Annotated in this window: 23 protein-coding genes; 16 read left to right on the top strand and 7 right to left on the bottom strand. The window is 71.8% G+C overall.

Features of this window, described 5'->3' with window-relative positions:
• Positions 1-4 precede the first annotated feature (4 nt).
• The 10 genes from ACZ4VW_RS16080 (at position 5) to ACZ4VW_RS16125 (ending at position 11,482) form a co-directional block, all read left to right on the top strand.
• Positions 5-1,612: an ABC transporter substrate-binding protein gene (locus ACZ4VW_RS16080; RefSeq protein ID WP_467962649.1), complete on the top strand. Its 1,608-nt coding sequence runs from the start codon at positions 5-7 to the stop codon at positions 1,610-1,612.
• Between the two features lie 23 nt (positions 1,613-1,635).
• On the top strand, positions 1,636-2,601 hold the full coding sequence (locus ACZ4VW_RS16085; RefSeq protein ID WP_467962652.1) for an ABC transporter permease: 966 nt from the start codon (positions 1,636-1,638) through the stop codon (positions 2,599-2,601).
• Entirely contained in the window at positions 2,594-3,430 is an 837-nt protein-coding gene (locus tag ACZ4VW_RS16090; protein ID WP_467962654.1) for an ABC transporter permease, read from the top strand. The genes ACZ4VW_RS16085 and ACZ4VW_RS16090 overlap by 8 nt, the downstream gene beginning before the upstream one ends.
• Positions 3,431-3,546: 116 nt before the next feature.
• A complete protein-coding gene (locus tag ACZ4VW_RS16095; RefSeq protein ID WP_467963173.1) occupies positions 3,547-4,443 on the top strand; it encodes an ABC transporter ATP-binding protein in 897 nt (298 codons plus the stop codon).
• Positions 4,436-5,095 (top strand): ABC transporter ATP-binding protein, encoded by a 660-nt coding sequence (locus tag ACZ4VW_RS16100; RefSeq protein WP_467962656.1) that lies wholly within the window; start codon positions 4,436-4,438, stop codon positions 5,093-5,095. The genes ACZ4VW_RS16095 and ACZ4VW_RS16100 overlap by 8 nt, the downstream gene beginning before the upstream one ends.
• 78 nt (positions 5,096-5,173) lie before the next feature.
• Entirely contained in the window at positions 5,174-5,515 is a 342-nt protein-coding gene (locus ACZ4VW_RS16105; protein WP_467962658.1) for a hypothetical protein, read from the top strand.
• A gap of 4 nt (positions 5,516-5,519) precedes the next feature.
• Positions 5,520-8,051 carry a substrate-binding domain-containing protein gene (locus ACZ4VW_RS16110; RefSeq protein ID WP_467962660.1) on the top strand — a complete coding sequence of 844 codons (2,532 nt, stop codon included), beginning with the start codon at positions 5,520-5,522 and terminating at the stop codon, positions 8,049-8,051.
• On the top strand, positions 8,048-9,421 hold the full coding sequence (locus ACZ4VW_RS16115) for an extracellular solute-binding protein (RefSeq protein ID WP_467962662.1): 1,374 nt from the start codon (positions 8,048-8,050) through the stop codon (positions 9,419-9,421). The genes ACZ4VW_RS16110 and ACZ4VW_RS16115 overlap by 4 nt, the downstream gene beginning before the upstream one ends.
• A gap of 154 nt (positions 9,422-9,575) precedes the next feature.
• Positions 9,576-9,770, top strand: coding sequence for a hypothetical protein (locus ACZ4VW_RS16120; RefSeq protein WP_467962664.1), 195 nt, complete (start codon positions 9,576-9,578; stop codon positions 9,768-9,770).
• 128 nt (positions 9,771-9,898) lie between these two features.
• Positions 9,899-11,482, top strand: a complete 1,584-nt coding sequence (locus tag ACZ4VW_RS16125) for a hypothetical protein (protein WP_467962666.1) — start codon at positions 9,899-9,901, stop codon at positions 11,480-11,482.
• Positions 11,483-11,534: 52 nt separating this feature from the next.
• Here the strand turns inward: ACZ4VW_RS16125 and ACZ4VW_RS16130 are convergent, their stop codons facing one another.
• On the bottom strand, positions 11,535-12,335 hold the full coding sequence (locus ACZ4VW_RS16130; RefSeq protein WP_467962668.1) for a VOC family protein: 801 nt from the start codon (positions 12,333-12,335) through the stop codon (positions 11,535-11,537).
• A 230-nt stretch (positions 12,336-12,565) separates the two neighbouring features.
• Here ACZ4VW_RS16130 and ACZ4VW_RS16135 point away from each other — a divergent pair, with 230 nt between their 5' ends.
• Together ACZ4VW_RS16135 and ACZ4VW_RS16140 are read left to right on the top strand one after the other, a co-directional pair.
• Positions 12,566-13,645 carry an NAD(P)H-dependent amine dehydrogenase family protein gene (locus ACZ4VW_RS16135; protein ID WP_467962670.1) on the top strand — a complete coding sequence of 360 codons (1,080 nt, stop codon included), beginning with the start codon at positions 12,566-12,568 and terminating at the stop codon, positions 13,643-13,645.
• Positions 13,642-14,121: a carboxymuconolactone decarboxylase family protein gene (locus tag ACZ4VW_RS16140; RefSeq protein ID WP_467962672.1), complete on the top strand. Its 480-nt coding sequence runs from the start codon at positions 13,642-13,644 to the stop codon at positions 14,119-14,121. The genes ACZ4VW_RS16135 and ACZ4VW_RS16140 overlap by 4 nt, the downstream gene beginning before the upstream one ends.
• 40 nt (positions 14,122-14,161) lie before the next feature.
• Here ACZ4VW_RS16140 and ACZ4VW_RS16145 read toward each other — a convergent pair whose 3' ends face one another.
• Positions 14,162-15,739, bottom strand: coding sequence for a GMC oxidoreductase (locus tag ACZ4VW_RS16145; RefSeq protein ID WP_467962674.1), 1,578 nt, complete (start codon positions 15,737-15,739; stop codon positions 14,162-14,164).
• 160 nt (positions 15,740-15,899) lie between these two features.
• Here ACZ4VW_RS16145 and ACZ4VW_RS16150 point away from each other — a divergent pair, with 160 nt between their 5' ends.
• Complete coding sequence (locus ACZ4VW_RS16150) at positions 15,900-16,535, top strand: DUF6197 family protein (protein WP_467962676.1); 636 nt, start codon at positions 15,900-15,902, stop codon at positions 16,533-16,535.
• A 39-nt stretch (positions 16,536-16,574) separates the two neighbouring features.
• Here the strand turns inward: ACZ4VW_RS16150 and ACZ4VW_RS16155 are convergent, their stop codons facing one another.
• On the bottom strand, positions 16,575-17,303 hold the full coding sequence (locus tag ACZ4VW_RS16155) for a VOC family protein (protein ID WP_467962678.1): 729 nt from the start codon (positions 17,301-17,303) through the stop codon (positions 16,575-16,577).
• A gap of 212 nt (positions 17,304-17,515) precedes the next feature.
• Between ACZ4VW_RS16155 and ACZ4VW_RS16160 the strand changes: the two genes are divergently transcribed.
• A complete protein-coding gene (locus tag ACZ4VW_RS16160; protein WP_467962680.1) occupies positions 17,516-18,706 on the top strand; it encodes an FUSC family protein in 1,191 nt (396 codons plus the stop codon).
• A 2-nt stretch (positions 18,707-18,708) separates the two neighbouring features.
• Here ACZ4VW_RS16160 and ACZ4VW_RS16165 read toward each other — a convergent pair whose 3' ends face one another.
• Entirely contained in the window at positions 18,709-18,900 is a 192-nt protein-coding gene (locus ACZ4VW_RS16165) for a hypothetical protein (RefSeq protein WP_355109417.1), read from the bottom strand.
• A gap of 180 nt (positions 18,901-19,080) precedes the next feature.
• Between ACZ4VW_RS16165 and ACZ4VW_RS16170 the strand changes: the two genes are divergently transcribed.
• Together ACZ4VW_RS16170 and ACZ4VW_RS16175 are read left to right on the top strand one after the other, a co-directional pair.
• The gene (locus ACZ4VW_RS16170; protein ID WP_467962682.1) at positions 19,081-19,359 is read left to right on the top strand and encodes a hypothetical protein; all 279 of its coding nucleotides are present in this window, start codon (positions 19,081-19,083) and stop codon (positions 19,357-19,359) included.
• Between the two features lie 312 nt (positions 19,360-19,671).
• Positions 19,672-21,471, top strand: a complete 1,800-nt coding sequence (locus tag ACZ4VW_RS16175) for a S8 family serine peptidase (protein ID WP_467962684.1) — start codon at positions 19,672-19,674, stop codon at positions 21,469-21,471.
• Between the two features lie 61 nt (positions 21,472-21,532).
• On the opposite strand, the gene ACZ4VW_RS16180 is transcribed toward ACZ4VW_RS16175, so the two are convergent.
• From ACZ4VW_RS16180 to ACZ4VW_RS16190, 3 genes are read right to left on the bottom strand one after another with little or no spacing between them, the layout of a single operon-like run.
• A complete protein-coding gene (locus ACZ4VW_RS16180; RefSeq protein WP_467962686.1) occupies positions 21,533-23,095 on the bottom strand; it encodes a GMC family oxidoreductase in 1,563 nt (520 codons plus the stop codon).
• Positions 23,092-24,645 (bottom strand): APC family permease, encoded by a 1,554-nt coding sequence (locus ACZ4VW_RS16185; RefSeq protein WP_467962688.1) that lies wholly within the window; start codon positions 24,643-24,645, stop codon positions 23,092-23,094. Before ACZ4VW_RS16185 ends, ACZ4VW_RS16180 begins: the two co-directional genes overlap by 4 nt.
• Before the next feature lie 29 nt (positions 24,646-24,674).
• Entirely contained in the window at positions 24,675-26,147 is a 1,473-nt protein-coding gene (locus tag ACZ4VW_RS16190; protein ID WP_467962690.1) for an aldehyde dehydrogenase family protein, read from the bottom strand.
• Positions 26,148-26,644: the final 497 nt, after the last annotated feature.

Below are 26,644 nucleotides of genomic sequence, written 5' to 3' on the forward strand. Positions count from 1 at the left end.
CACGATGACCGCCCGATCCATACGCGGCGCGGCCGCCGCGACACTGGCCGGAACTCTGGCCCTCACCGCGGCGGCCTGTTCCCACCCCGGCGGGACCGCCGCCGGCTCCGGCGGCCCCCGCGACTCCGCGGTCGTCGGCATCGCCTACGAGCCCGACACCCTCAGCCCGCTCCTCGGCTACGGCAAGGACGGCAACTCCAAGATCTTCGACGGGCTGCTCGCCTTCGACGCCGAGATGAAGCTCCAGCCGGCCCTCGCCACGGCCCTTCCCCAGGTCAGCGCCGACGGCATGACCTACACCTACACGCTCCGCAAGGGCGTGACGTTCAGCGACGGCAAGCCCTTCTCCGCCAAGGACGTCGTCTTCACCTACAAGGCGGTGCTCGACCCGCGGACCAACAACCCCTCCCGGACCGAGCTCGACGCCGTGAAGGACGTCAAGGCTGTCGGCGAGGACAGGGTCGTCTTCACCCTGAAGTACCCCTACGCGCCCTTCGCCCAGCGGACCGTCCTCGCCATCGCCCCCGAGCACATCGCGGCGAAGCAGGACGTCAACACCGGCGCCTTCACCACCCGTCCCATCGGCACCGGACCGTACGTCCTGACCGGCTGGTCGAAGGGTGAGAAGCTCAGCTTCGAGGCCAACCCCACCTACTGGGGCGGGGCGCCCAGGGTGAAGAAGTTCACCATGGCGATCATCAAGGACGACGACGTCCGCGCCACCCGCCTGCGCTCCGGAGATCTCGACGGCGCGATCCTGCCGCCCAACCTGGCCGCCGGGTTCAAGAACGACCCGGCCAGGAAGACGTACACCGCCACGACGTACGACTACCGGACCGTCACCCTCCCGACCCACCACCGGGTCACCGGGGACACCGCCGTCCGCCGCGCCCTCGACATCGCCGTCGACCGGCGGGCCATGGTCGACAAGATCCTGGAAGGCGCCGGCAAGCCCGCCTACGGACCCGTCCCCACGGACAGCGAGTGGTTCGCCAAGGGCACCGAGCGCCGCCACGACCTCGCCGGCGCCGAGAAGATCCTCGACGAGGCCGGCTGGAAGCCCGGCCCCGACGGTGTCCGCGTGAAGAACGGCGTACGGGCCGAGTTCCCGCTGTGGTACCTCTCCGGCGACAAGCTGCGCCAGGACCACGCCCTCGCGTACGCCTCCGACGCCAAGAAGGCCGGCATCTCCGTCAAGACCCAGGGCGGCACCTGGGAGGTCATCGAGCCCCGGATGAAGACCGACGCGGTCCTCGCCGGCGGCGGCTCGCCCGGCGACCCCGACTTCGACCAGTACCTCCTGCTGAAGTCCTCCCTCGGCGGCGACGGCTTCAACAACATGGCCCGGTACGACAACAAGACCGTCGACAAGGCACTGGAGGACGGCCGCCGCACCGACGACCCCGTCAAGCGGAGGGCCGCGTACGACATCGTCCAGCGCGAGCTCGTGAAGAACCCTGGCTACACCTTCCTCACCCACATCGACCACCTCTACGTGGTGAACGACAGTTGGGACGGCCTGTCCACCCAGACCGAGCCGCACGACCACGGCCTCGCCGCCGGGCCCTGGTGGAACGTCGAGCGCTGGATCCCCAAGGACGCGAAGAAGTGAGCCGACGCCTCCCCTGGGGGGCCATGGCACGGATGACGGGACGGCGGGCCCTGTTCGCCGTCCCCGTCCTCCTCGCGGTCACCTTCGCGGTCTTCGCCGTCGCCGCGGCCTCCCCCTTCGACCCCGTCAAGGCGTACGCCGGCACCGCCGGACTCACCGCCTCGCAGGAGAACCTCGACCAGCTCCGCGCCAACCTCGGCGTCGACCAGCCCCTCGTCACCCGCTGGTGGGACTGGCTCACCTCCGCGCTCCACGGCGACCTCGGCGACTCCAGCGTCATGCGGCAGCCCGTCGCCGACGTCATCGCCGAACGCGTCGGCTGGTCCGTGCTCCTGGCCACCACCGCCTTCCTCGTCGCCATCCTGCTCGGCACCGCCCTCGGCGTCCTCGCCGGCCGCCGCCGCGGCGGCCGGCTCGACCGGACCGTCAGCTCCGCCGCGTACACCCTGGAAGCCGCACCCGCCTTCTGGCTCGGGCTGCTCGCCATCTGGTTCTTCGCGCTGAAGCTCGGGGCGCTGCCGGCCGGCGGACTCACCGACACCGCCAGCCCCACCGTCACCTTCGACCAGGTGGCGAGCCACCTGGTGCTGCCCGCGCTCGTCCTCGGCGTCTCCCAACTGCCCTGGTTCTTCCTGTACGTCAGGCAGGGCGTCGGCGACGCCCTGGACGAGGACCCCGTACGCGGGGCACGCGCGCGTGGCCTGCGGGAGAGGACCGTCCTGCTCGGACACGCCCTGCGCTCCGGCATGCTGCCCATGCTCACCCTGGTCGGCTCCCGCGTCCCCGAACTCATCACCGGGGCCCTCCTCGTGGAGACCGTCTTCAGCTGGCCCGGCATCGCCGCGGCGACCGTCCAGGCCGCGACCTCCGGGGACTTCCCGCTGCTCGCCGCGCTGACCGTGCTCGCCACCGCCGCCGTGCTCCTCGGCAACCTCCTCTCCGACCTGCTGTACGGGCTCGCCGACCCGAGGGTGGGCTTCGATGGCTGACCTCCGGGCCCGACGCGTACGGCTGTGGTCCTCCGCCGGCATCGTCGGCGCGGTCGTCCTCGCCGTGCTGCTCGTACCGCCGGTCGTCCAGCTCGACGAACAGGCCGTCGACCTCTCCCTGAAACTCCTCCCACCGTCGTGGGAGCACCCCTTCGGAACCGACGACGTCGGCCGCGACCTGCTGCTGCGCTGCGTGTACGGGCTGCGCGTCTCGCTGCTCGTCGGCCTGGTCGCCGCGCTCGTCGCCACCGTCATCGGCACCGCCGTCGGAGCGGCGGCCGCCGCCCTCGGCGGCTGGACCGACCGGGTCGTGATGCGGATCGTCGACGCCTTCTCCTCCGTGCCGCACCTGCTGCTCGGGATCTTCATCGTGGCGATGTTCCGGCCGGGCGTATGGCCGGTCATCGTCTCCGTCGCCCTCACCCACTGGCTCTCGACCGCCCGGATCGTCCGCTCCGAGGTGCTCTCCCTGCGCTCACGCCCCTACATCGACGCGGCGATCTCCGGCGGCGCCTCGCGGTGGCGGGTGGCCACGCGCCATCTGCTGCCCGCCGTCCTGCCGCAGGCCGGACTCGCGGCCGTCCTCATGGTGCCGCACGCCATGTGGCACGAGTCCGCGCTCTCCTTCCTCGGCCTCGGCCTGCCCAGCCACCAGGCCAGCCTCGGCAACCTCGTCCAGTCGGCCCGCTCCTCGTTGCTCGCCGGTGACTGGTGGCCCACCCTCTTCCCCGGACTGCTGCTCATCGTGCCGACCCTCGCGATCGCCGGGCTCGCCGGAGTATGGCGCGACCGGCTCAATCCGCGCCGCCGATCGGAGCTGATGCTGTGAACCCGCGTGCCGTACGGCCCCCGGCGGCCGTCACCGCCGGGAGTCCCCCCGCCGCGGGCAGGGGGAGGGCCGACCAGGCCGTGCTCAGCGTGCGCGGGCTCTCCGTCCGCTTCCGGATGCGCGGCGGCCGCCACGTCGCCGCCGTCACCGACGCGGACTTCGACCTGGCGGCGGGGGAGTGCCTCGCCCTCGTCGGCGAGAGCGGCTGCGGCAAGTCCGTCCTCGCCTCCGCGCTCCTCGGACTCCTGCCGGGCAACGCGGAGACCTCCGGCACGGCCCACCTCGACGGCGTCGACCTGCTCGCCGCCGACGAGCGGACCCTGGCCCGCACGGTACGAGGACGGCGCGTCGGCCTCGTACCGCAGAGCCCGGCCGCCCACCTCACGCCCGTGCGGACCGTGCGCTCCCACCTGGAGGAGACCGTCCGCGAGCTGACCGGCGTCCCGCGAGGGGAGCGCCGTGCCGCCGCCGAGGCGGCCGCCGAACGGGTGTCTTTCCCTGCCGGGCACCTCGACCGCTACCCGCACGAGCTCTCCGGCGGACTCGCCCAGCGCGCGGCCACCGCCCTCGCCCTGATCGGCGACGCCCCGCTGCTCCTCGCGGACGAGCCGACCACCGGCCTCGACCGCGACCTGGTCGAACGGACCGTCGACGCGCTGCGCCGCCACGCCGACGAGGGCCGGGCCCTACTCCTGATCACCCACGACCTGGCCGCGGCGGAACGCGTCGCTGACCGGGTCGCGGTGATGTACGCGGGCCGGATCGTCGAGACGACGGACGCCCACCGGTTCTTCGGCGAACCGGGCCCGCGCCATCCGTACGCCCGCGGGCTGCTGAACGCCCTGCCCGAGCGGGCGTTCACCCCGATCGCCGGCATGCCGCCCGAGCTGACCGCGCTGCCCTCCGGCTGCGCGTTCGCCCCGCGGTGCGCGCGGGCGACGGAGGCGTGCGACACGCTTCCGCAGCCGCTCGCCGACGTCGCCTGCCACCACCCGGAGGGCCCCCGTGCTTGAACTCGACGCCATCACCGCCGGCTACGACCGTCGCGCGCCGGTCTTCCGGGGCGCGTCGCTGACCATCGCGCCCGGCGAGTCGGTCGGCCTGCTCGGGCCCAGCGGGTGCGGCAAGTCCACGCTCGCCCGGGTCGCCGCGCTGCTCCACCGCCCGGAGTCCGGTCGTGTCGTGATCGACGGGGAGGAGGTACGGGCCTGGCGCCACCGGGCGCCGCGGTCCTCGCGGACGGCGGTGGGCGTGGTGTTCCAGCAGCCCCGGATGTCCGCCGACCCGAGACTGCGCCTGCGCGATCTCATCGCGGAGCCGCTGCGGGCGGGCGGCCGCCGCGCGGAGGTCCCCGAACGGCTCGCCGCCCTCGCCCCGGCCGTCGGTCTCACGGACGACCTGCTCGCGCGCCGTCCGCACGAGGTCAGCGACGGCCAGCTGCAACGCGCCTGTCTGGCGCGGGCGTTGGTGCTGCGCCCGCGCTGGCTGGTCTGCGACGAGATGACGGCCATGCTCGACGCCTCGACCACCGCGGCCCTGGTCGCGGCGGTGGAGGCGTATCGCGCCGCGTCGGGCGCGGGCCTCCTCGCCGTCGGTCACGACCGCGTCCTGCTGAACCGCTGGTGCGACCGCACCGTCGACTGGACCGACTGCGCACCGCCCTGACCTCGAATTTCCGCGTCAGTGGATCGTGTGGAGGCAACTACCGTGCCATGATGGTGTGTTATGACGCCAGGGGAGGGTGTGACGAGGCACGAGATCCGCATCAGGCCGGTCCAGGAGACATCACGCAGTGACATCGACGCACTGCTGACCTGGCTCAACCGCGAGCGGTTCGTGAAGGAGCATCTGGAGAAGGGGGAGTTACGGGTCGAACAGCGGGCCACGCCGGACGACCACGGCACCCCCATGGGCATGGGGACCGAGATCGCCCTCGTCGTCCTCCAAGGGGTGACCGGCGTCGTCCTGGTCGAGCTCCTGGAGCAGGCGAAGTCCGCGGTGCGGGAGTGGCGGGAGAACCGCCGGTCGGTCGGCGAGGACGATCCTCCCGACTTCGACGTCACCTCGGACGGCGACGCGAGGTAGCCCGGTGGCGCGCTTCGACCCGCGCGGAAAGGTGAACCACGCCCTGCTCGTCACGGTGCACGCCTACACCTCCGACATGCCCCCGGACCCGTCCGGTGTACTGGGCGACATCGCCGCCGTCCGGCACAACAGCACGGAGCTGAAGAGAGCGCTGCGAGCGGGCGGGGTGTTCCGCGAGGAGGACATCACCACCAGCAGCCCGACGGGCTCCGACCGGTTCTTCCGGGACCTCTTGGACGCCCGGGACCGCGCGGACGGGCTGCTCCTGCTCTACTTCGCCGGGCACGGGCTGGTGTCCAGCTACAACGAGCCGGACGAACTGTGGCTCGGCATGCCCCGTACGACGATCGTGCCGGGGGACCCTCCGACGTTCCTGCAGGCCGTGCGCTGGAGCGAGGTGCTCCCGGCCCTGTGCCAGGCGCGAGCGGAACAGGTCGTGGTCGTCCTCGACTGCTGCCACGCGGGCAACGCCTCGGCGGCCTGGAACAGGCTGCCGGCGGACCAGCGCGGGCGCGTCTCGCTGCTCGCCTGCGTCCAGGCGAACGACAGGATCGACGCGGGGGACTCGGACACCCCCACGCCCTTCACCGCCCACCTGGTACGCGTGCTCGAACAGGGCGCCGACGGCGAGGGCGGCGAGGTGCGCTTCGGCGCGCTCGCCGACGCGCTCAGGACGCACATGTCCGCGCACCACACCACCCTGCGGAAGAAGCCGACCCCGTGGGTGCCGCAGAGCTGCCCGGCCGACGGCGCCGACGTCGTCCTGGCCGTGCCGCGACCCGACATCGCGCCTCCTCCTCCGCCCCCTCCGCCGGACCCGCCACGGCGCGCCCCCCGATGGCGCCGCCTCCCCGTCCTGGCCTGGGCGGCCCTCGGGCTGGCTCTGGTCGCCCTGCTCGGGTACACCCTCTTCCAAGCCCTGCCGGAAGGCGCGTGCACGACACCGCTGGAGCTGAGGCTGCTCACCGACGCGGATGCCGAGCCGACCGTACGCAAGGCGGTCAACGCCTATCTGGAGTCCGACGCCAACCGGGACGGCGACTGCCGGCGCAGCGGCATCACCGTCTACAGCGCCAAGGCCACCGACGCCGTCGCCGCCTTCCGGGACTCCTCCCGCTTCTGGCAGGACCCCGACCCCGAGACCAACCCCCAGCGGGACGTCGGACCCCAGCCGGACATCTGGATCCCCGGCTCGGCCGCCGCCGTCGAACGCGCCCGGTCCTACGGCGGCGGAGGATCGTCGGTGAAACTGACGCGGCACGACCCGTTCGTCCACTCGCCGATGGTCCTCGCCGTCCCCGCGCACCTGGCCGAGGGCTCGGAGAAGGACCGGTCCGGCCGCACCCTCGGCCAGTTCACCGAGGCGCTGCGCGCGCGGGCCGCCGACGCGGTCGTCGCCCGGACGGACCCGGAGCACACCGACTCCGGGCTGCTCGCCACCGTGGGCCTGTACGGGAACCGGCCCGGAGCCGCGGCGGCCGTCGAACGAGGACTGGCGCCCGGACGTCCGCTGCCCGACGGCCGCGCGCTGCTCTGCGACCTGCCCAAGGCGGCCGCCGTCGACACCAGGACCGCCGCGCTCGTACCGGAACATCTACTGCGGACGGGCGTGGGCTGCGGGCGGCAGACCCGGACTCCCCGCGTGGCCGAGTACCCCTCCGACGTACCCCGGCTCGCACTGCCCTTCGTGCACGTCGTGTGGGACGGCGGCGACCGGGACGAGGACTCCCGGGACAGCGCCGTCGAACGGTTCCGCGCCTGGCTGACCGGCCCGACCGGGGTGGCGGTGTTCACCGCGGACGGCTACCGCGCCGGGCCGGGCGACACCCACTCGGCCTCGCCGGCCGCGTCCCCGCCGGCCGCCGGCGCCCTCGCCGATCCCGGACGGCTGCCGGACGCGGGGGAGGCCAGGACGATGAACGCCGCTCTGGAGGGCTACCGCAAGGCCGACGGCCCGGGCCGGGTGCTGTTCCTGCTGGACAACTCCGGTTCCATGAAGGACGTGTGGGACGGGCCGGGAGGCGCGCCCGGAATCGTCCAGCAGGCGCTCGCCGGTCTCGGCGGCCAGGACGAGTACGGCGTGTGGTCGGTCTCGTCGGCGCCCGGAGCAGCCCGCCCGTACACCCCGCTGCTGGACCTCGGTCGGCACAAGGACCGCGACGCGGCCAGGAAGACCGTCGGCGGTGCCCGGCTCGCGGGCAACGAGGCCGACCCCTTCCAGGCGCTGCGGGCCGCCTCCACCGCCATGGCCACCGAGGACGAGGGGGACGACAGCCGGCCCCGGCTGATCGTCTTCGTCACGGACGACGAGGACAACAGCCGCATCGGCGACAGGATGGACGGACTGCTCACCTCCCTGCGACAGGGCGGGGTCCCGGTCGTCATGGCGTCCCTGGACGTCGGCGGCTGCGCCGGGGGACGGGCCGGCGAGCGGATCGCCGCGGCGAGCGGTGGCCGGTGTCTGGACAGCTCGGGCGACCTCATCGCCGGACTGCGCGACGAGGTCGCCAGGACCGGTACGGGGGAGGCGACATGAGGGCCCGGGGCCCGCGACGCGTCACCCTCCTCCTCGCCTTTCTCCTCGCGCTCGGCGGCTGCACGGAAGAGGGCGGCACGCCACCCGAGCGGACGACCGACCCCGGCGCGCCGCTCGTGATCGCCAGCGGCCGGGACGTGACCGGCAAGGGCGGCATCCGCGAGAAGCTGATCAAGGAGTGGAACGAGCGGCCCGGCAACACCCACCAGGCACGCCTGGTCGAGCTGCCGGGCTCCGCCGACCAGCAGCGCAGCCAGCTGCTCGGCGCCCTGCAGTCGGGCAGCGCCCGGTACGACGTGGTCAACCTGGACGTCACGTGGGTACCGGAGTTCGCCGAGGCGGAGCTCATCCAGGAACTCGACGCGAGCCTCGTCGACACCGACGTCATCACCTCCGTCGCCCGTACGGCTCGCTGGGACGACAAGACCTACGCCGTCCCCTTCAACACCGATGTCGGACTGCTCTACTACCGCCGCGACCACCTGGAACAGGCCGGAGTGCGCGGGGACATCCGCCTGGACGAGAACACCACGTGGGAGCAGGTACGTGACCTCATCAGGACCGTCGAGCAGGCCGACCTCCCCGGCGTCGAGGCGGGCTGGACCGCCCAACTCGCCCCGTACGAAGGTCTCACGGTCAGCGGCATGGAGGCGTTCGCCTCGGTCACGGGCGGTCTGACCGACGAACAGGGCCGCTACACGGGGAGCGTGAACGCTCTGGAGGACGGACTGGAGGAGCTGCGCGCCCGCACGGAGAAGGCGTACCTCCTCCCGGACGCCGCCGGCTCCGACGAAGCCGCGTCCCTCACCGACTTCATCGACGGCAAGGCCACCTTCCTGCGCCACTGGCCCTACGCCTACCGCACCCTCCACCAGGCTCTCCCGCCCCAGCGGCTCGGCGTCGCCCCCTTGCCCGGCAAGGCGGTACTGGGCGGCCAGAACCTCGCCCTGACGACGGCGGTCTCGGGCGAGCGCCGGGAGGCGGCCCAGGACCTGGTCGCGTTCCTCACCGACCCGGCCAGCGAACGCTGCCTGCTGGACGAGGGGTTCGCCGCCACACGCACGTCGGCGTACGAGGACGACACGGTCTCCTGCCGGCTCCCGGCGGCCTCCGCTCCCTCGTCGTCGGCGGAGAGTGCGGACCGTATGCCCCGTGAGGACGGCCGCCCGCTGTACGCGCGCACCACCCTGCTCCGGGCGCTGCGCGGCGAGACGGTCGAACGCCCCCGCACACCGCACTACGGAGCCTTCACCCAGACCTTCACCACCCATCTGAGCCGGCTGTTCGACGACAGCCCACCCTCGGACGAGGAACTCGCGCAGAGCCTGGACAAGGCGCTGAGGCGCGCCCTGCCCGAACCCTCTCCGTGACGCCTCCCCGGGAGGCCGACCGCCGTGGTGGAACCCCCGCCGGGTGAACGTCACCCGTTCGGCAGGCATGCCGTACGGCCGGACGGCGCCCTCACTGCGCCACACTGGCCGCCGAACGCCGCGATTCCGGCGCGGCGCAAGGAGGGTGTGGGCGATGGCCGTATCCATTTCTGTCGTGCTGCTGCTGCTCGTTCTGGCGGTGATCTTCCTCCGCAGCGGCGGTCTCAAGCTGTCCCACGCGCTGGTCTGCGCGCTGCTCGGCTTCTTCCTCGCCGGCACGAGCATGGCGCCGACCATCCAGAACGGGGTCGCCGCCACCGCCGATGTGGTCAGCAGCCTCAGGCCCTGACGCGGTCGCCGGCATGTTTCGGCTTCGCGAACTGCTCATGAAACCACGGGCAGTTGCATGTACATCTCATGGACTCGGGCCTAACGTCGGCCGCCGGCGCGACCGACGCACGCACCCGAGGAGCCCTCTTGACCACCCCCAGCCGACGAGCCCGCGCGCTCGCCCTGATCGCCGTGGTGAGCGCGACCGTCCTCGCTTTCGCCGCACCCGTCGCCCTCGCCGACGACATACCGCTCGCCCCGGGCCACCGGCTCGTCGACCACTACGACGGTGCCCCCGCGACCGCGCGGCCGGTGCCGGGTGAGGCACCCGCCCAGCATCCGTATCTCGCCCCCAACGGGCGCAGCGGGATGCACGCGGACGGCGCGGGCAGCGGCACCCATCCCCACCCCGGGCCGCTCGGGCGCGACCCGAGGGTCTCCAGCGAGCGGATCGCCGCCCTCGGCGGCGAGTGCGCCACCGTCACCTTCGACTCGGCCGGCCGCCTCCTCACCGTCTGCGGCACCTTCTCCGGCTTCCTGCTCAAGCTGCTCGACCCCCGCACCCTGGACACGCTCGCCGAGTACCGCCTGCCCCAGCGGTCCTCCACCGTCGAGGCCGTCACCCGCCTCGACTTCGAGAAGATCTTCAAAGACACCTCCGGCGGCGCCTACTTCTACCTCGACCACCGGGACCGGGTCGTCCTCGCCGACTCCCGCGGGCACATCCTCCGCGTCGCACACAGCCGGAAGGCCGACGGGGGATGGCAGTTCACCGTCGAGGACGACTGGGACCTCACCTCGCTCGTCCCGCACGACTGCGTCAGCTGGACGAACCTCTTCCCGAGCGGCGTCTGCGACCCCGTCACCTCCGTCATGCCCGACTGGGACGGCCGCGTCTGGTGGGTGACCCGGCTCGGCCGCGTCGGCACGGTCGACCCCGCCACCGGCGCACTCCGATCGATCCGGCTCGCCGGTGAGGAGATCCAGAACTCCTTCTCGGTGGCCGAGGACGGCGTCTCCATCGTCTCCGACCACGCCCTGTACAGCTTCCGCGCCGACCCCGACGGCACCCCGCGGATCCAGTGGCGTCAGACGTACGACCGCGGGACGGGGACCAAACCCGGCTCCGTGAACCAGGGTTCGGGCACCACCCCCGACCTCTTCGGCGCCGGCGCGGAGTACGTCGCCATCACCGACAACGCCGACGACCGGATGAACGTCCTCGTCTACCGGCGCGGGGCCGGCGTCCCCGCGGCCGAGCGTCTGGTCTGCACGGTCCCCGTCTTCGGCTCCGGCGCCTCCACCACCGACAACTCCCTGATCAGCTGGGGCAACAGCCTCGTCGTCGAGAACAACTACGGCTACGAGAACCCCACCACGCTGACCTTCGGCCGCAGCGTCGTCGGCGGGGCGACCCGGATCGACGTCCGGCCCGACGGCAGCGGCTGTGACACCGTCTGGGAGAGCGACGTCCGCTCGCCCTCCACCGTGCCCAAGCTGTCCACCGCCAACGGCCTGCTGTACTTCTACGAGAAGCAGCCCCATGCCCTCGGCATCGACGCCTGGTACCTGACGGCCGTCGACTTCCGCACCGGGCAGCGCGCCTGGAAGCGGTTCACCGGCACCGGCGCGGCCTACGACAACAACTGGGCCCCGATCACCATCGGACCGGACGGCACCGCGTACATCGGCGTGTTCAACGGGATCGTCGCCGTCCGCGACGCGGACTGAGACGCGACGGTGCCCGGAGCCGTGCGGCCCCGGGCACCATCGCGCCTGCGGCTCACACCATCTCGGGCATCTCACCCTCGGTGGTCGTCAGGTCGATCACCGCGAAGGCCGCGCCCTGCGGGTCGATGATCGACGCGAAGCGCCCGAAGGGGCTGCCCATCGGGCCGAAGAGCTTCCGTCCGCCGAGCTTCTCCGCCGTCTCGACGGCCCGGTCGCAGTTGTCGACGGCGAAGTAGATCTGGATGTACGGCGGGATCTCGGCCGGGAAGTCCTCCGGCGTCATCGTCATCCGGCCGAGGACCGGCATCTCGCCGCCCAGGTCGAAGACCTTGTAGTCGACCTGCTCGTCCTTCATCGTCTTCGCGTCGTAGCCGAAGACCGAGGTGAAGAAGGCGTCCGACTTCGCCGGCTCCCGGGTGAAGACCTCGCTCCAGGCGTAGCTGCCGGTCTCGCCCTCCAGCTCGAAGCCCTCGTGCGTGCCGGGCTGCCACACGCCGAAGAGAACCCCCGCGGGGTCCTGCGCCAGGCACATCGAACCGAAGTCGCCGACGGCCATCGGCTCCATCAGCAGGGTGCCGCCGCTGTTCCTGATCTTCTCGGCCGTGGCGGCGACATCGGGCGAGGAGAAGTACAGACACCAGGCGGACTGCGGCGGGGTGTCCTGCCCCGGCATGGGCGGGACCACGGCCGCGACCGCCTTGCCGTTCCGGAGTGCCTGGGTGTAGTTGCCGAATTCCGAGGAGGTTTCGCCGAAGGTCCAGCCCAGCACCTCGCCGTAGAAGTTCTTGGCTCCTTCGACGTCGGTGAACATCGCGTCGGTCCAGACCGGCGTGCCTTCAGGTCGTGCGGCCATGACGGTGACTCTCTTCCGATCGATGATTCTCGATGGGGTTGCCGTGACCCACGCTAGCCAGGGCGAGCGGGCCGCGCTCGGTGACGCACCGTGACGGCGGGGCCCGGGCGGCCGGACGGCCGGGATGTGCCTCCCGGATCGTCCCGGAGCCGGAGGGGCGCCGGAACCGACGGGGGATCGGTCCGTTCACGACCCTAGGAACTGACGGCTCGTCAGGTTAGTCTCCGCGCATGATTCCGACCGTCGTCTGGGGCACCGGCAACGTCGGCCGCGCGGCCCTGCGGGCCGTCGACGCCCACCCCGCGCTCACGCTCACCGCCGTCCTCGTCCACGACCCCGCCAAGGTCGGCCGTGACGCGGGCGAGCTCGCCGGCCTCGACCGCGCCCTCGGAGTCGCGGCCACCGACGACGTCGACGCCGTGCTCGGCGCCCGCCCGCGTGCGGTGGTGTACGCCGCGTCCGGCGACATCCGCCCGGACGAGGCGCTCGCCGACGTCGTCCGGGCCGTCCGCGGGGGAGCGGTGGTCGTGACCCCCGCCCTCTACCCGCTCTACGATCCGCGGGGCGCCCCGCCGGAGTTCCGGGACCCGGTGCTCGCCGCCGTCGCGGAGGGCGGCGGCTCGCTGTTCGTCTCCGGCGTCGACCCCGGGTGGGGCAACGACGTGCTGCCCCTGCTGATCAGCGGACTCGGCACCACCGTGGACGCGATCCGCTGCCAGGAGATCTTCGACTACTCGACCTACGAGCAGGAGGACTCGGTCCGCCACCTCATCGGCATGGGCCACCCGATGGCCTACGAGCCGCTGATGCTCGCCCCCTCGGTCCCGACCATGGTCTGGGGCGGCCAGATACGCCTCATGGCCCGGGCCCTCGGCGTCGAGCTCGACGAGATCCGCGAGACCCTGGAGCGGCGCGCCCTCGACACCACCGTGACGACCCGGACGATGGGCGCGTTCGAGGCCGGCACCCAGGGCGCCGTCCGCTTCGAGGTGCAGGGCATCGTCGGGGGAGAGCCCCGCATCGTCATCGAGCACGTGACCCGGATCCACCCCTCCTGCGCCCCCGACTGGCCGACGCCTCCCGACGGCACCGGAGCGCACCGGGTGGTCATCGAGGGGCGCCCGCGTATCGAGGTCACGGTGGAGGCGAGCGACGAGGGCGAGAACCGTTCCGCGGGCGGGAACGCCACCGCCGTCGGGCGGCTCGTGAACGCCGTCGACTGGCTCGTGGACGCCGAGCCCGGCCTCTACGACGCACTGGACGTCCCGCTGCGGCCCGCGGTCGGCACACTGGGAAGGAAGCAGGCATGAGGATCGACGTCCCCGAGGGCAGGCATCCGATCGAGTACGTGTGGGGCGAGATCGTCCCCGAGATCGGGACGGCCGCCTCCCAGTTCTCCCTGTCCGTGTACGCCCACACGACCCTGGGGCTGCGCGAGTTCGAGGCCGCGCGCCTGCGCGTCGCGCAGATCAACGGCTGCCTGTTCTGCCTCGACTGGCGGACCGAACGCGACGGCGCGAAGGTCGAGGAGTCGTTCGCGGACGCGGTGACCCGGTGGCGCACCACCGATGCCTTCGACGACCGCACGCGACTGGCCGCGGAGTACGCCGAGCGGTACGCCCTGGACCATCATGGTCTCGATGATGAGTTCTGGAGTCGTATGGCCGCGCACTACAGCCAGGCCGAGATCGTGGAGCTGACGATGAGCATCGGCTCGTGGCTGGCGTTCGGGCGGCTCAACCGGGTGCTGGGTCTCGATGCGGTGTGTGTGCTGCCCACACAGTGACCGGAGGGCAGGACATCGGAGACCTCGGAGGTGGAGGCCCTCAGAGGTCGGTGGCGATGATCTTCTCGATGTTCCGTTCGGCGAGCGCGGTGATGGTGACGAACGGGTTGACGCCGGCGTTGCCGGGGATCAGCGCGCCGTCGATCACATAGAGGCCGGGATGGCCGTGGAGGCGTCCGTAGTTGTCGGTGGCCCGGTTGAGCACCGCGCCGCCGAGCGGGTGGTACGTGAGATGGTCGCCCCAGATCTTGTGCGCGCCGAACAGGTCGGTGCGGTAGATCGTGCCCTCCTTCGCGTTGATCCTGTCGAAGATGGTTCTGGCCGCGTCGATGGACGGCTGCTTCCAGGCGGTCTGCCAGTTCAGCTCGACGCGGCCGGCCGCCGGGTTCCACGAGAAGGCGGCGCGGTGCGGGTTCTTGGTGATCGAGAGGTAGAACGAGGCGTACGTCTCGATGCCGGTGGGCAGCGGCGCGACCTCGGCGAACGCCCCGCCCGCGGCCCAGTTGTCGATCCCGGCCGTCGGCATGGACGACTGGAGCTTCCCCGTCGCGTCCCACATGTGGTTCGCGCGGCCGCACATCACGTTGCCGTTGTCGCCCCAGCCCTGGCCGACCTCGCCGTTGAGGCGGGGCAGCGCGCCCGTCGCCCTCAGCATGGTCAGCAGCTTGCTGGTGCCGACGCTGCCGGCCGCGAAGAACACCCGGTCCGCGACGACGGACGTGGTGGCCGTGGTGTTCCCGCCGGTGTCGAGCCGGTCCATGACGACCGTGTAGCCGCCGCCGGACGCCGGGGAGACCGATGTCACCCTGTGCAGCGGCGCGACCGTGACCCGGCCGGTCGCCCTGGCCCGCGCGAGATAGGTCTGCCGCAGGGTCTTCTTGCCGTGATTGTTGCCGTAGAGCACCTCGCCGGCGAGCGCTGAGGCGGGGACGGTCCCGGCCGCCTCCTGCTTCATGTACTCCCAGTCGTACACGTTGGGCACGAAGACGAAGGGGAAGCCGGAGCGCTGGGCGTGCTTACGGCCCACCCGGGCGTACTGGTAGCAGGCGGCGCTCTCCCACCAGGACGGGTCGACGTGGTTCACCCCGAGGCCGGCGTTGGCGCGGGGGTAGTAGACCCCGTACATCTCGTCGGCGTTCACGGAGGGCAGGACGTCCGCGAAGTTCTCCCTGCGCGGGGTGACCGCCATGCCGCCGTTCACCAGTGAACCGCCGCCGACGCCCCGGCCCTGGTAGACCGTGATGCCACCGAACTCCTCGGCGTCCAGGATGCCGGTGTGCCGGGGAACGTCCTTGTCGAGCGGGAATCCGAGGAACTGGCTCAGGGGCTGCTTGGTCCGGGTGCGGAGCCAGAAGGAGCGGTGGTCGGGGGTCGTCGTGTTGGCGAAGATCTTTCCGTCGGGGCCCGGGGTGTCCCAGGCCATGCCCATCTCGACCATGTGCACGTCGACGCCCGCCTCGGCGAGGCGCAACGCGGCGACGGAGCCCCCGTAACCGGTGCCGATGACCAGGGCGGGGACACGGGCCTGCGGGGTCGAGGCGAAGGCGTTTCCGGGGAGGGCCAGGGCGCCGAGAAGAGAACCTGTTCCCGTGATGAATCCACGGCGTGAAACAGCCATGTTCGTTCCTCACTGTGGGTGGAATGGGAACGAGTTCTACTGCCGCCCGCATGGGAAGTCACGGCATACCGATTGGTAACTTTTGGGTGGATCGCTCAAGGATGATCCGGGCAAAGCCGACATTCTCAGGAGTGAGAGATCCCCCGAGCCCGGAGCGACCATGCCCCTGCCGCCCGCCCCCGACATCGACACCGTGGACCGCGCCGCGGCGCGGCTGTACGACACCGCCGCCTGGCAGGAGATCGTCCGGAACTGGGACACCCCCGGCGGCCCGCCCCCCGCTCCCGCCGAAGCCGCGCCCGCCCGCGTCGGCGCCGCGCCCGGAGACTGGCGCCGGCTGCTCTCCGTACCCGTCGACCAGCTCGTCGCCACCGCCCTCGCCGGCCTCACCGCGCCCCCGCCCGTCGAACGGCCGCTCCCCGGCCGGCTCGGCGCCGTCCTGCCCGACCGGCTGCACGCCTGGCGCCGCGTCGGACAGGGCGACCTGCGCCCCTCGACCCACCTCGCGCACGCCCGCCGAATCCTGGTCGAATGGGGCTGGCAGAACCGCCCGTATCGCCTGCGCGACGCCCGCGGCGCCCGCTGCCTCTGCGGCGCGCTGCTCACCGCCCACCGACTCGGCTACGGCAGCGCCGACACCATGAACCGCTCGGCCGCCTGGATCGTCACCGAGCTGCGTGCCCAGGGCTGGAACGGCCTGATCGGCCCCTGGAACCGCGCACCGGGACGAGACCGCGACCAGGCCCTCGCCCTCCTCGACGCCACGATCCGGCGGGCCGCGCACGTGGGAGAGTGACCTGCCGCAGGGTGACCTGCCCGGCGGCGCGTCCGGCGGTCACTCCACGCTGTCGGCCACCGTGAAGAGCCCACCGTCCGGGTCGCGCAGCGTGACGCAGCGGCCGTTCCCCGACGGGAGGACGGCCGACGTGGTGGTCCCGCCCGCCCGGAGGGCGGCTTCGAGCGCGACCTCCACGTCCGGCACGCGGAAATGCACGTGCCACCGCGGCCTGATCTGCGGATCGGGCGCAGCCTCCACCGCGCCGCCGTACAGCCGCGCCACGGTGACGTTGCCATGGCTGAGCACGACGTGGTCGTCCTCGTACGAGACCTGGCAGCAGCCGGGCCGCTCGCCGGCCCACTCCAGGACCTCGGCGTAGAAGATGGCCGCGTCGAAGGCGTTCCTCGTCCGCAGCTCCAGCCAGGCCGGGGCGCCCCCCTTGCCGACACTCCAGTCGGGGATCACCTCGCCCTCCCAGATGCCGAAGACGGCGCCCTCACGATCGGACGCGAGCGCCGCGCGCCCGGTACCGAACCGCAGGGGCCCCACGGCCACCGTGGCACTCCGCTCGCGAATGCGGGAGGCGGTCAGATCCGCGTCGTCGACGGCGAAGTACGGGGTCCAGGCGACGGCCACGGCCAGACGCGGCGCCAGCGCGCCGATCCCGGCGACCGGCGCGCCGTCGGCGAGGGCGACGGAGAACTCCTCACCCAGGCGGGTGGGCCGGAACTCCCAGCCGAAGACGGCACCGTAGAAGGTCTCCGCGGCGCCCAGGTCGCGGGCCATGAGACTGACCCAGCAAGGGGCACCGGACACCGCGTGGCTCGAGGTCGACACAACCTTCATCCATCCGTCGTGGACGCGTGATCGTTCTCCATCCCACCGTACCCCCGACGGAACCGCCATTCCGGCGCGCCGTCCCGGTACGGGCGTGCAAAGCCGCCACGGGTGGGAAGGTCTGACAAATGATGTTCGTGCACGGAGCGCTTCGACAACCGATGGCCGATCTGCTCGCCCGGCGCAGGGACCCGGTCGTCGTGCAGACCCTCAGGTCCACGGCCGCGGCGGTGATCTCGTACGCCGTCGCCCTCCAGCTGAGCAGCGAGGCGGCGCCCCTGACCGCGCCGCTCACCGCCCTGCTCGTCGTCCAGGTGACCCTCTACTCCACGCTCACCACCGGCATCCGCCGGGTCAACTCCGTCGTCGTCGGCGTGATCATCGCCATCGGGTTCAGCGCCCTGGTCGGGCTGACCTGGTGGAGCCTCGGGCTGATCATCCTGGCCTCACTGGTGGTGGGCCGGTTCGTACGGGTCGACGAGTTCGTCCCCGAGGTCGCGATCAGCGCGATGCTCGTCCTCGGCGTCACCCAGGTCACCGACACGGCCTGGGACCGGGTCCTGGAGACGCTGATCGGCGCGGTGGTGGGCCTGCTGTTCAACGTGCTGCTCGCCCCACCGGTCTGGGTGGGGTCGGCGGGCGAGTCCATCGAGGACCTGGCACGGCGGATGCGGCAGCTCATGCTGAGCATGGGCGAGGAGCTCACCAACCCCACCTCGGCCGCCCACGCCGCCGCACGCGGGCACGAGGAGCGGCTGCACGAAGCGCGCCGGCTCGACAACGACGTGGCCGACGTCGACGCGGCGCTGCGGCAGGCGGAGGACAGCCTCCGGCTCAATCCGCGCGTCAAGGAGGGGCTGCTGCACCGCGTCGTCCTGCGCACCGGACTCGACACGCTGGAGATCTGCGCCGTCGTCCTGCGCGTCCTGGCCCGCACGCTCACCGACCTCGCCAAGGAACGCGAGGACGAGGAACTCTTCCCGAACGACGTGGCGATCGCGCTCGAAGACCTCCTCGCGCGCGTCGCCGACACGCTCGTGAGCTACGCCGTCCTCGTCACGTCGCGGGTCAGCGCGCACGCCGACGCCGCGGAGGAACGCCTCGCGGGCGAGCTCGTCGCGGCCCGCGCGGTCCGTGACCACGCGGCGGACCTGCTGCTCCAGGAGGTCCAGCGGGACCCCCGGCAGTGGCAGCTCCACGGCGCCCTGCTCGCGGAGATCGACCGGATCCTCGACGAACTGGATCTCGACCACCGCGGCCGGCGCCTGATGGAGGAACTCGACCGCCACTCCCGCGAGCGCGCCGGGAAACGCCCCACACTGGCCAAGATGCGGGACCGCCTCGGGGTGTAGCACTAGTTCCGGTCGTTCATCAGCTCCTGGAAGGAGCTCATGCAGGGGGTGCAGTGACGGTCGGTCCTCTCGCGCTCCTCGAGGGGCTCCTCGTGCAGCGACTGCCCGCAGAGGGCGGTCGCGGTGCCCATGGCGGCCACGTGCCAGACGAAGACCCCGTCTCGGGGCGCTATGCCGACGTGCATTTCGTACATGGTCGTTCTCCATGCTCGGCGGACGTGTGCCCCTCCAGTGCACCGGACGCAGGGGTGTTTGCACGCCTGGAAGACGACTGTTCGGGTGACGCCGCCCGGACCGCAGCCCCCGCTCCGCAGGTGCCGAATGGCTACGCTGGTCCTGGGGGCGTGGCAGGCGAGACGGCCGGAGGCGACCCGATGAGACGACGCCATCACTTCCACATCGATCACGCGGGACACTCGGTCAGCGTCACCGTCGAGACCGGTCACACCGCCGTGGTGGAGGTCCTCGTCGACGGCCACGTGATGGGGTACGCCACCACCCACGGCGACCGTCCCGTGAGCGTGCACATCGAACTGCCGACCGACCCCCCGACCCCGGCGACCGTCCGGGCCGCGGCCGGCCCCGGCATCCCCCGGTGCGTCCTCGAAGCGCCGGGAGCGGAGCCGCAGGTCATGTCCCCGCGCCCCTACTGACGGGCCGGCCGACGGCCCGGGAGCGGCGTCCTCGACCGTCGCCCTGCCGTGCCGCGTCACCTCGATCCGGACGTCGGCGGGCTCACCCGCGTGACCGGCCCGTCGAGGCCGGAACCGCCCGGAACGAAGCGGTCCATCGCGGCGGAAACCCGCCCTGACCGGCACTGCGTCAGGTCAACACTCTGTAACGCCAACAGGCTTGTCGGACAGAAGGCTTCCTTCCGCACGGCATCGTCTGGGATCTTGCGTCCACCCCACACATCACACGGTCCGGTCGGCGCCACCCGCGCCTCCGGGCCATCGGAGGACGCATTGTTTTCCCACATATCAAGCCGGCTGAGACTCTCCGTCGCGACCGCCGCCGCCCTCGGCGCCGCCGTCGCCCTCGCCGCACCCGCGCAGGCGGTGGAGTCGACCACGCCGGAGCCCTCCGGCGCCTCGGTGACGAGCACGGCGAGCGTCGCGGCCCCGGCCGCCTGGGCCGCCGGCACCCGCGCCTACCTGGTCATCACCGCCCCCGGTGACACCACCGCCGTGCGCACCGCCATCGCCACCAACGGCGGTTCGGTCTTCGCCTCGTACGACGCCATCGGCGTCATCGTCGCCCACTCGACGTCCACGGGCTTCGCCTCGACGATGCGTACGGTCACCGGCGTCCAGCAGGTCGGCGCCACCCGCACCTCCGACGTCCCCGCCGACGCCTACAACCCGGCGCTCCCCGCGAACCCGGCACAGTCGCCGACCACGCTGACCGAGTCCAACCGCTGGGACATGACGCAGATCAAGGCCGACCAGGCCTGGGCCGTCACCACCGGTTCGGCCTCCGTCAAGGTCGGCATCCTCGACACCGGCGTCGACGACCAGCACCAGGACATCGCGCCCAACTTCAACGCGGCCGACTCCGTCTCCTGCGCCTACGGCAAGGCGGACACCCGCGCCGGCGCCTGGCGGGACGTCGGCACCCACGGCACCCATGTCGCCGGCACCGTCGCCGCCGCCAAGAACGGCAAGGGCGTCATCGGCGTCGCGCCCGGCGTGAAGATCTCCTCCGTGCGCATCGCCGAGCCGACCAGCAGCCTCTTCTTCGCCGAGAACACGATCTGCGGCTTCATGTGGTCCGGCGACCACGGCTTCAAGGTCACCAACAACAGCTATTACACGGACCCTTGGCAGTTCAACTGCCCCGACAACGTGGACCAGGCCGCCATCATCGAGGGCGTCAAGCGCGCCCAGGCGTACGCCGAGAGCAAGGGTTCCCTCCAGGTCGCCGCGGCCGGCAACTCCAACTACGACCTGGCCAACAAGACGACCGACTCCGAGAGCCCCAACGACTCCACGCCGGTCACCCGCACGATCACCAACGCCTGCATCGACATCCCGACCGAGCTCCCGGGCGTCGTGACCGTCGCCGCACAGGGCAACGGGGGCGTCAAGGCCTCGTACTCCAACTTCGGCAACGGCGTCATCGACATCGCGGCCCCCGGCGGCGACGGCGCCTCCGGCGTGTACTCGACGCTCCCCGGCGGCAAGTACGGCAGCAAGAGCGGTACGTCGATGGCCTCCCCGCACGTCGCGGGCGTGGCCGCGCTCATGGTGAGCGTCAACCCGGCGCTCACCCCGGCGGACCTGCGGGCCCGGCTGGCCACCCAGGCCAACGACACGGCCTGCCCCTCCGACAGCCGCTGCACGGGCACCACCGCCAACAACGGCTTCTTCGGCGAGGGCCAGACCGACGCGCTGAAGGCCGTCGGCGGTACCACCCCGCCGCCCGGGAAGTTCTTCGAGAACCTCACCGACGTCACCGTCGCCGACAACACCACGGTCGAGAGCCCGATCACGGTGAGCGGTGTGACCGGCAACGCGCCGGCCACCCTCAAGGTGGGCGTGGACATCAAGCACACGTACATCGGTGACCTGAAGGTCGACCTGGTGGCCCCCGACGGCACGGTCTACACCCTGCACAACCGGACCGGCAGCGGCACGGACAACATCGCCCAGACCTACACCGTCAACGCCTCGGCCGAGGTCGCGAACGGCGTCTGGAAGCTCCGTGTGAACGACAACGCCGCCCAGGACACCGGCAGGATCGACGCCTGGAACCTGACCTTCTAGGCCGAAGGCGCCCGACGCGGCAGCTGCCGCGTCGGGCGCCTTTCCGGGCGCCTCGTCCTGGTCAGGCGTCCTCGCGGAGCATGTCCGCGCACTTCTCGCCGATCATCATCGTCGTGATGCACGGGTTGACGGTGACGAGGTCCGGCATGACCGACCCGTCCGCGACCCGCAGCCCCCGCACCCCCTTGACCCGCAGCCGCGCGTCGAGGGGTGCCAGCGGATCGTCGTCCGCGCCCATCTTCACCGTGCACGCCGGGTGGTAGACGGTGTTGTGCGTCTTCTCGATGTAGTCGAGCAACTCGTCGTCGGTGCGGACGTCCGGTCCCGGCGCGAGCTCGGCGCCCGCCCATCCCGCGAGCGCGGGCTGCTCGGCGATGCGCCGCGCGAGCTTGAGGCCGTACGTCATCACGCGACGGTCGTGCTCGTGCGTGAAGTACCGGGGGTCGACCTTCGGCTTGTCGCGGTAGTCACGGCTCCGCAGCCGCACCGTCCCCCGGGACCTGGCCCGGGTGACGTTGGGGGTCAGACAGAAGGCGTTCTCGGACGTCGGGTATCCGTGCCGGGCGGTGTTCATGTCGAAGGGCACCGACCCGTAGTGGAACATCAGGTCCGGCCGGTCGAGACCCGGCTCCGTGTCGTAGAAGATGCCCGCCTCCCACCACTGGCTGGACGTGGTGGTCATCGGCTGCTTCGCCTCCCACATGATGACGCCCTCGGGATGGTCCTGGAGGTTCTCGCCGACGCCCGCGGAGTCCACGACGACCTCGACGCCCGTCTCCCGCAGGTGCTCCGCCGGTCCGATGCCGGACAGCATCAGCAGCTTCGGCGTGTCGATGGAACCGCAGGAGACGATCACCTCCCGCCGGGCACGGACCGTCCGCGTGTGGATCAGGTCCGGGTCCAGGTACTCGGCGCCGACACAGCGGCGGCCGTCCAGGACCAGCTTCTTCGCCCGCACACCGGTGCGTATCTCCAGGTTGGGGCGCTTGCCCATGACCGGGTGCAGATAGGCCACCGACGACGACTGGCGGATGTTGTTCTCGTCCGAGTTGATCTGGAACCAGTTCGCGCCCCGCACGACCGTCGCACCGCTGTTGAACGGGGTCGTCGGGATGCCGGCCTGCGCGCAGGCCTTGAGCAGCGCCTCGCCGCACGGGTCCTCGCCCTTGAGCGTCCGCAGCTTGACGGGTCCGGTGCGGCCGTGGTGGTCACCGGGGGCGTCGTTGTTCTCCAGACGCCGGTACAGCGGGAAGAGGTCCGCCGCGCTCCAGCCCGTACAGCCGGCGCGCGCCCAGTCGTCCAGGTCCTCGGCCGGTGCCCAGAAGGCGATGCAGGAGTTGTGCGAGGAACAGCCGCCGAGCACCTTGGCGCGGGCGTGCCGCATGAAGCTGTTGCCGCTGTCCTGGGGCTCGACCGGGTAGTCCCAGTCGTAGCCGGAGTCCAGCAGGCCCATCCACCGTTCGAGTCTGAGGACGTTGTCGTCCCCGACGTCGCTCGGCCCCGCCTCCAGGACGCAGACCGTCACGGACGGGTCCTCGCTGAGCCGGGCCGCGACGACGTTGCCGGCGGTTCCGCCGCCGACGACGACATAGTCGAACTCGTTGCTGTCGAACGCTTCGGTCATGAGGGGGTGACCTCCTTCAGTGCGGCGGGCTCGGGGGGTGCGACGGCGGCGTGTTCCGTCAGCACTCCCGTACGGTGCCGCTGGACGAACCAGTAGTAGGCGAAGCCGCCCAGGGCGATCGCGCCGACGAAGAGGACGGCGCCCCAGCGCAGGTACCAGTGGTAGGGGGCGGCGGCGTTGTAGACGGCCGCGCGCGGCCAGATGAGGTTGAGCGTCATCGCCCCGCCCCACAGCACGGCCAGGATGTTGACGGGCAGCCCCCAGCGGCCGAGCGAGAACTTGCCCTCGGCGGGCTGCCACCGCCCGCGCAGCCGGGCGACCAGCATCGGCACGGTGACCAGGAGGTAGGCGACGTAGATCATCACGATGCCGATGCTGGTCACCACGGTGAAGATCTGCGGCTGGCGGATGTTGACCAGCAGGATGGCCAGCGCCAGGACGCCGATGATCACGGTCGGCAGGATCGGGGTCCCGAACCGCGGGCTGACCTTCGCGAGCCGGCCGGACGCGGGCAGGGTGTTGTCCCGGGACATGGCGAACGCGAGCCGCACCGCCGCCGTGTGCACCGCGAGGGCGCAGACGGTGACCGCGATCAGCACGCACCACAGCATGGCCTTGCCGGCCGTCGGGCCGAGGACGTCCAGGACGACGTACTGCAGCCCGTCGGAGGACAGCTTCTCGCCCCGCAGGTTCGACACGCTCATCAGCGCGAGGATCAGGATGAGGCCGCCCAGGACGAACGAGGCGACGATCGCGCGGATGATCGCGCGCGGTGCGTTGCGCGACGGGTCCAGGGACTCCTCGCCGAGCGAGGCCGCGGTGTCGAAGCCGTACATGACGTAGGCCGAGGCGAGCGAGGCGATCAGGAACGCCCCGAGGTAGCCGAAGGACTGGCCGTCGCCCGTGCCGGCCGTCTCCGTGACGACCTGCGGGCCGCGGACGACGTTCACCGCGAGGAGCACGATCAGCACGACCGTGGCGATGAGTTCGAGGAAGACCCCGGCGGTGTTGATCCGCGCCATCAGCTTCACCCCGAAGGCGTTGACGACGGTGGTGAAGAGGATCAGACCGGCGGCGAGGATCACCGCGTTGGTCGCCACGTCGTACGTCCCGGTGCCGTCACCGACGAACTGGAAGAACGAGGATATCTGAGGGAGCGTCAGCTGGTAGGCGAGGGCCACGGCGGCGATGGACACGACCGAGGCGATGAGCATCATCCAGCCGGCCAGCCAGCCGACGTGCGGATTTCCCACCTTCTTCGCCCAGTTGTAGATGGAACCCGCGACCGGATAGCGGGCCGCCAGCTCCGCGAAGCAGAGCGCGACCATGAACTGCCCGGCGAACACCATCGGCCAGGACCACCAGTAGGCGGGACCGCCGCTGGCGAAGCCGAAGTAGAAGAGCTGGAAGGTGCCGGTGAGGATCGAGATGTACGAGATGCCGGCCGCGAACGTATGGAAGTTGCCGAGCGTCCGTTTGAGTTCCGGCCGGTAGCCGAACTCGGCCAGCTCGGCGTCGTCGGAGGCAGGGGAGGGTGGAGCGATGGTCATGGTGTGACTCCTGAACGGATAGAGGTCGGTCAGGCGAACCAGCCCTGCGGCTCCGGTGCGGTGTTGCGCCAGATGTGCTTCGCCTCGCGGTACTCGGCGAGACCGGCCGGCCCGAGCTCCCGCCCGGTGCCGGACTGCTTGAACCCGCCCCACTCGGCCTGCGGCACATAGGGGTGGTAGTCGTTGATCCACACGGTGCCCAGGCGCAGCCGCGCCGCCATGCGGCGCGCCCGGGCCTCGTCGCTCGTCCAGACCGCGCCCGCGAGCCCGTAGATCGTGTCGTTCGCGAGCCGGACCGCCTCGTCCTCGTCCCCGTCGCGGAAACGCTCCACCGTCAGGACGGGCCCGAAGGACTCCTCCCGTACCACCGACATCCCGGCGTCACAGCCGTCGAGCACGGTCGGCAGGTAGTAGAAGCCCTGGTCGTACGCGGGCCCTTCGGGCCGGGCGCCGCCGCAGCGCAGCACCGCGCCCTCCGCCAGCCCCCGCTCGACGTACGCCTCGACCTTGGCCCGGTGGGCGGCCGAGACCAGCGGACCGGTCTGGGCCCGCTCGTCGAAGGGCCCGCCGAGCCGGATCTCCCCGGCCCGGCGCACGACCTCGTCGACGAACCGGTCGTGCAGCGAGTCCTCGACGAGAAGGCGGGCCCCCGCCGAACAGACCTGACCCGAGTGCAGGAACACCGCGGTCAGCGCCATGTCCACGGCGGCCTCGAAATCCGCGTCCGCGAAGACGATGTTCGGGTTCTTCCCGCCGAGTTCGAGCGCGACCTTCTTCACCGTCCCCGCGGCCGCGGCCATGAGCCGGCGGCCGGTCTGCAGCCCGCCGGTGAAGGAGAGCAGGTCGACGTCGGGATGGTCGGCGAGCGGCGCGCCCGCCTCCGGGCCGGCGCCGAGCACGAGGTTCGCCACGCCGTCCGGCAGCCCGGCCTCCTGCAGCAGGCGCATCAGGTGGATCGCGGTGTGCGGAGTCAGCTCGCTCGGCTTCAGGACGAAGGTGTTGCCCGCCGCGAGCGCCGGGGCGACCTTCCACGCGGTCTGGAGCAGCGGGTAGTTCCAGGGCGTGATCAGCCCGCACACTCCGACGGGCTCGTACACGACCCGGCTGTCCACCGCCGGCGTGCCGGTCTCGACGACCCGGCCCGCCTCCTCGCCGGCCACCCGGCCGAAGTAGCGGAAGCAGTTCGCGATGTCGTCCATGTCGTACGCGCTCTCCACCAGCCGCTTGCCGGTGTCGAGCGACTCGGCGCGGGCAAGCGCGTCCTTGTCGCGGACGAGGAGGTCGGCGACGCGCAGCAGCAGATCACCGCGCTCCGCGGCCGGGGTCGACGGCCAGGGGCCCTCGTCGAAGGCACGGCGGGCGGCCGCGATGGCCTCGACGGTGTCCTTGCCGCCGGCCTCGTCGACCACCGCCACCAGGGTGCCGTCGGCCGGGCAGCGGATCTCACGGGTGCGCTCGTCGAGCGCGGATCGCCACGCACCGCCGATGAAGAGTTCGGGCATGATTCTCGTTCCTCCTGGTCAGCGCCGTGTCGACGGCGCCCTGGCAGCTTGGTGTCTCACCGGAGGAGCGGGTTCCATGCCGAATGTGACGGCTCTCACGCCTGGTCGGGAGGGTAGGAACCCGGATTTTCGAGCAGCACGCAGAGAAGGCGCCGAGGTGCTGACCGGTGCACTCGGGGGCGCCACGGGGCCCGGTGGAGGGGCCTCGGCCGCGCTCATCGGCCCCGAGACGGCAACCGTGTGCCGCCGCACCGGCGCGGCGGCGGACTGATCACCGGCGCGGAGTGGCCGGGCCGCACGGCGCGCCGCCGTACGAAGAACAGAAGCGCCCGGACGCTGCCGTACCGGCCGTGCCAGAGGAACAGAAGCGCGCGCGCTGCCGAGAGTCCGGCGCGCCTTCATGTCGCGGGACGACACCGCGAGGGGGCGGCGGAGGACGGATTTCTCGCCCTGGACGAGCGGGAGGGCCGTGTACGCGCGGGAGGCCGTACCGTCGC

Source organism: Streptomyces sp. NPDC029139 (assembly GCF_055564335.1).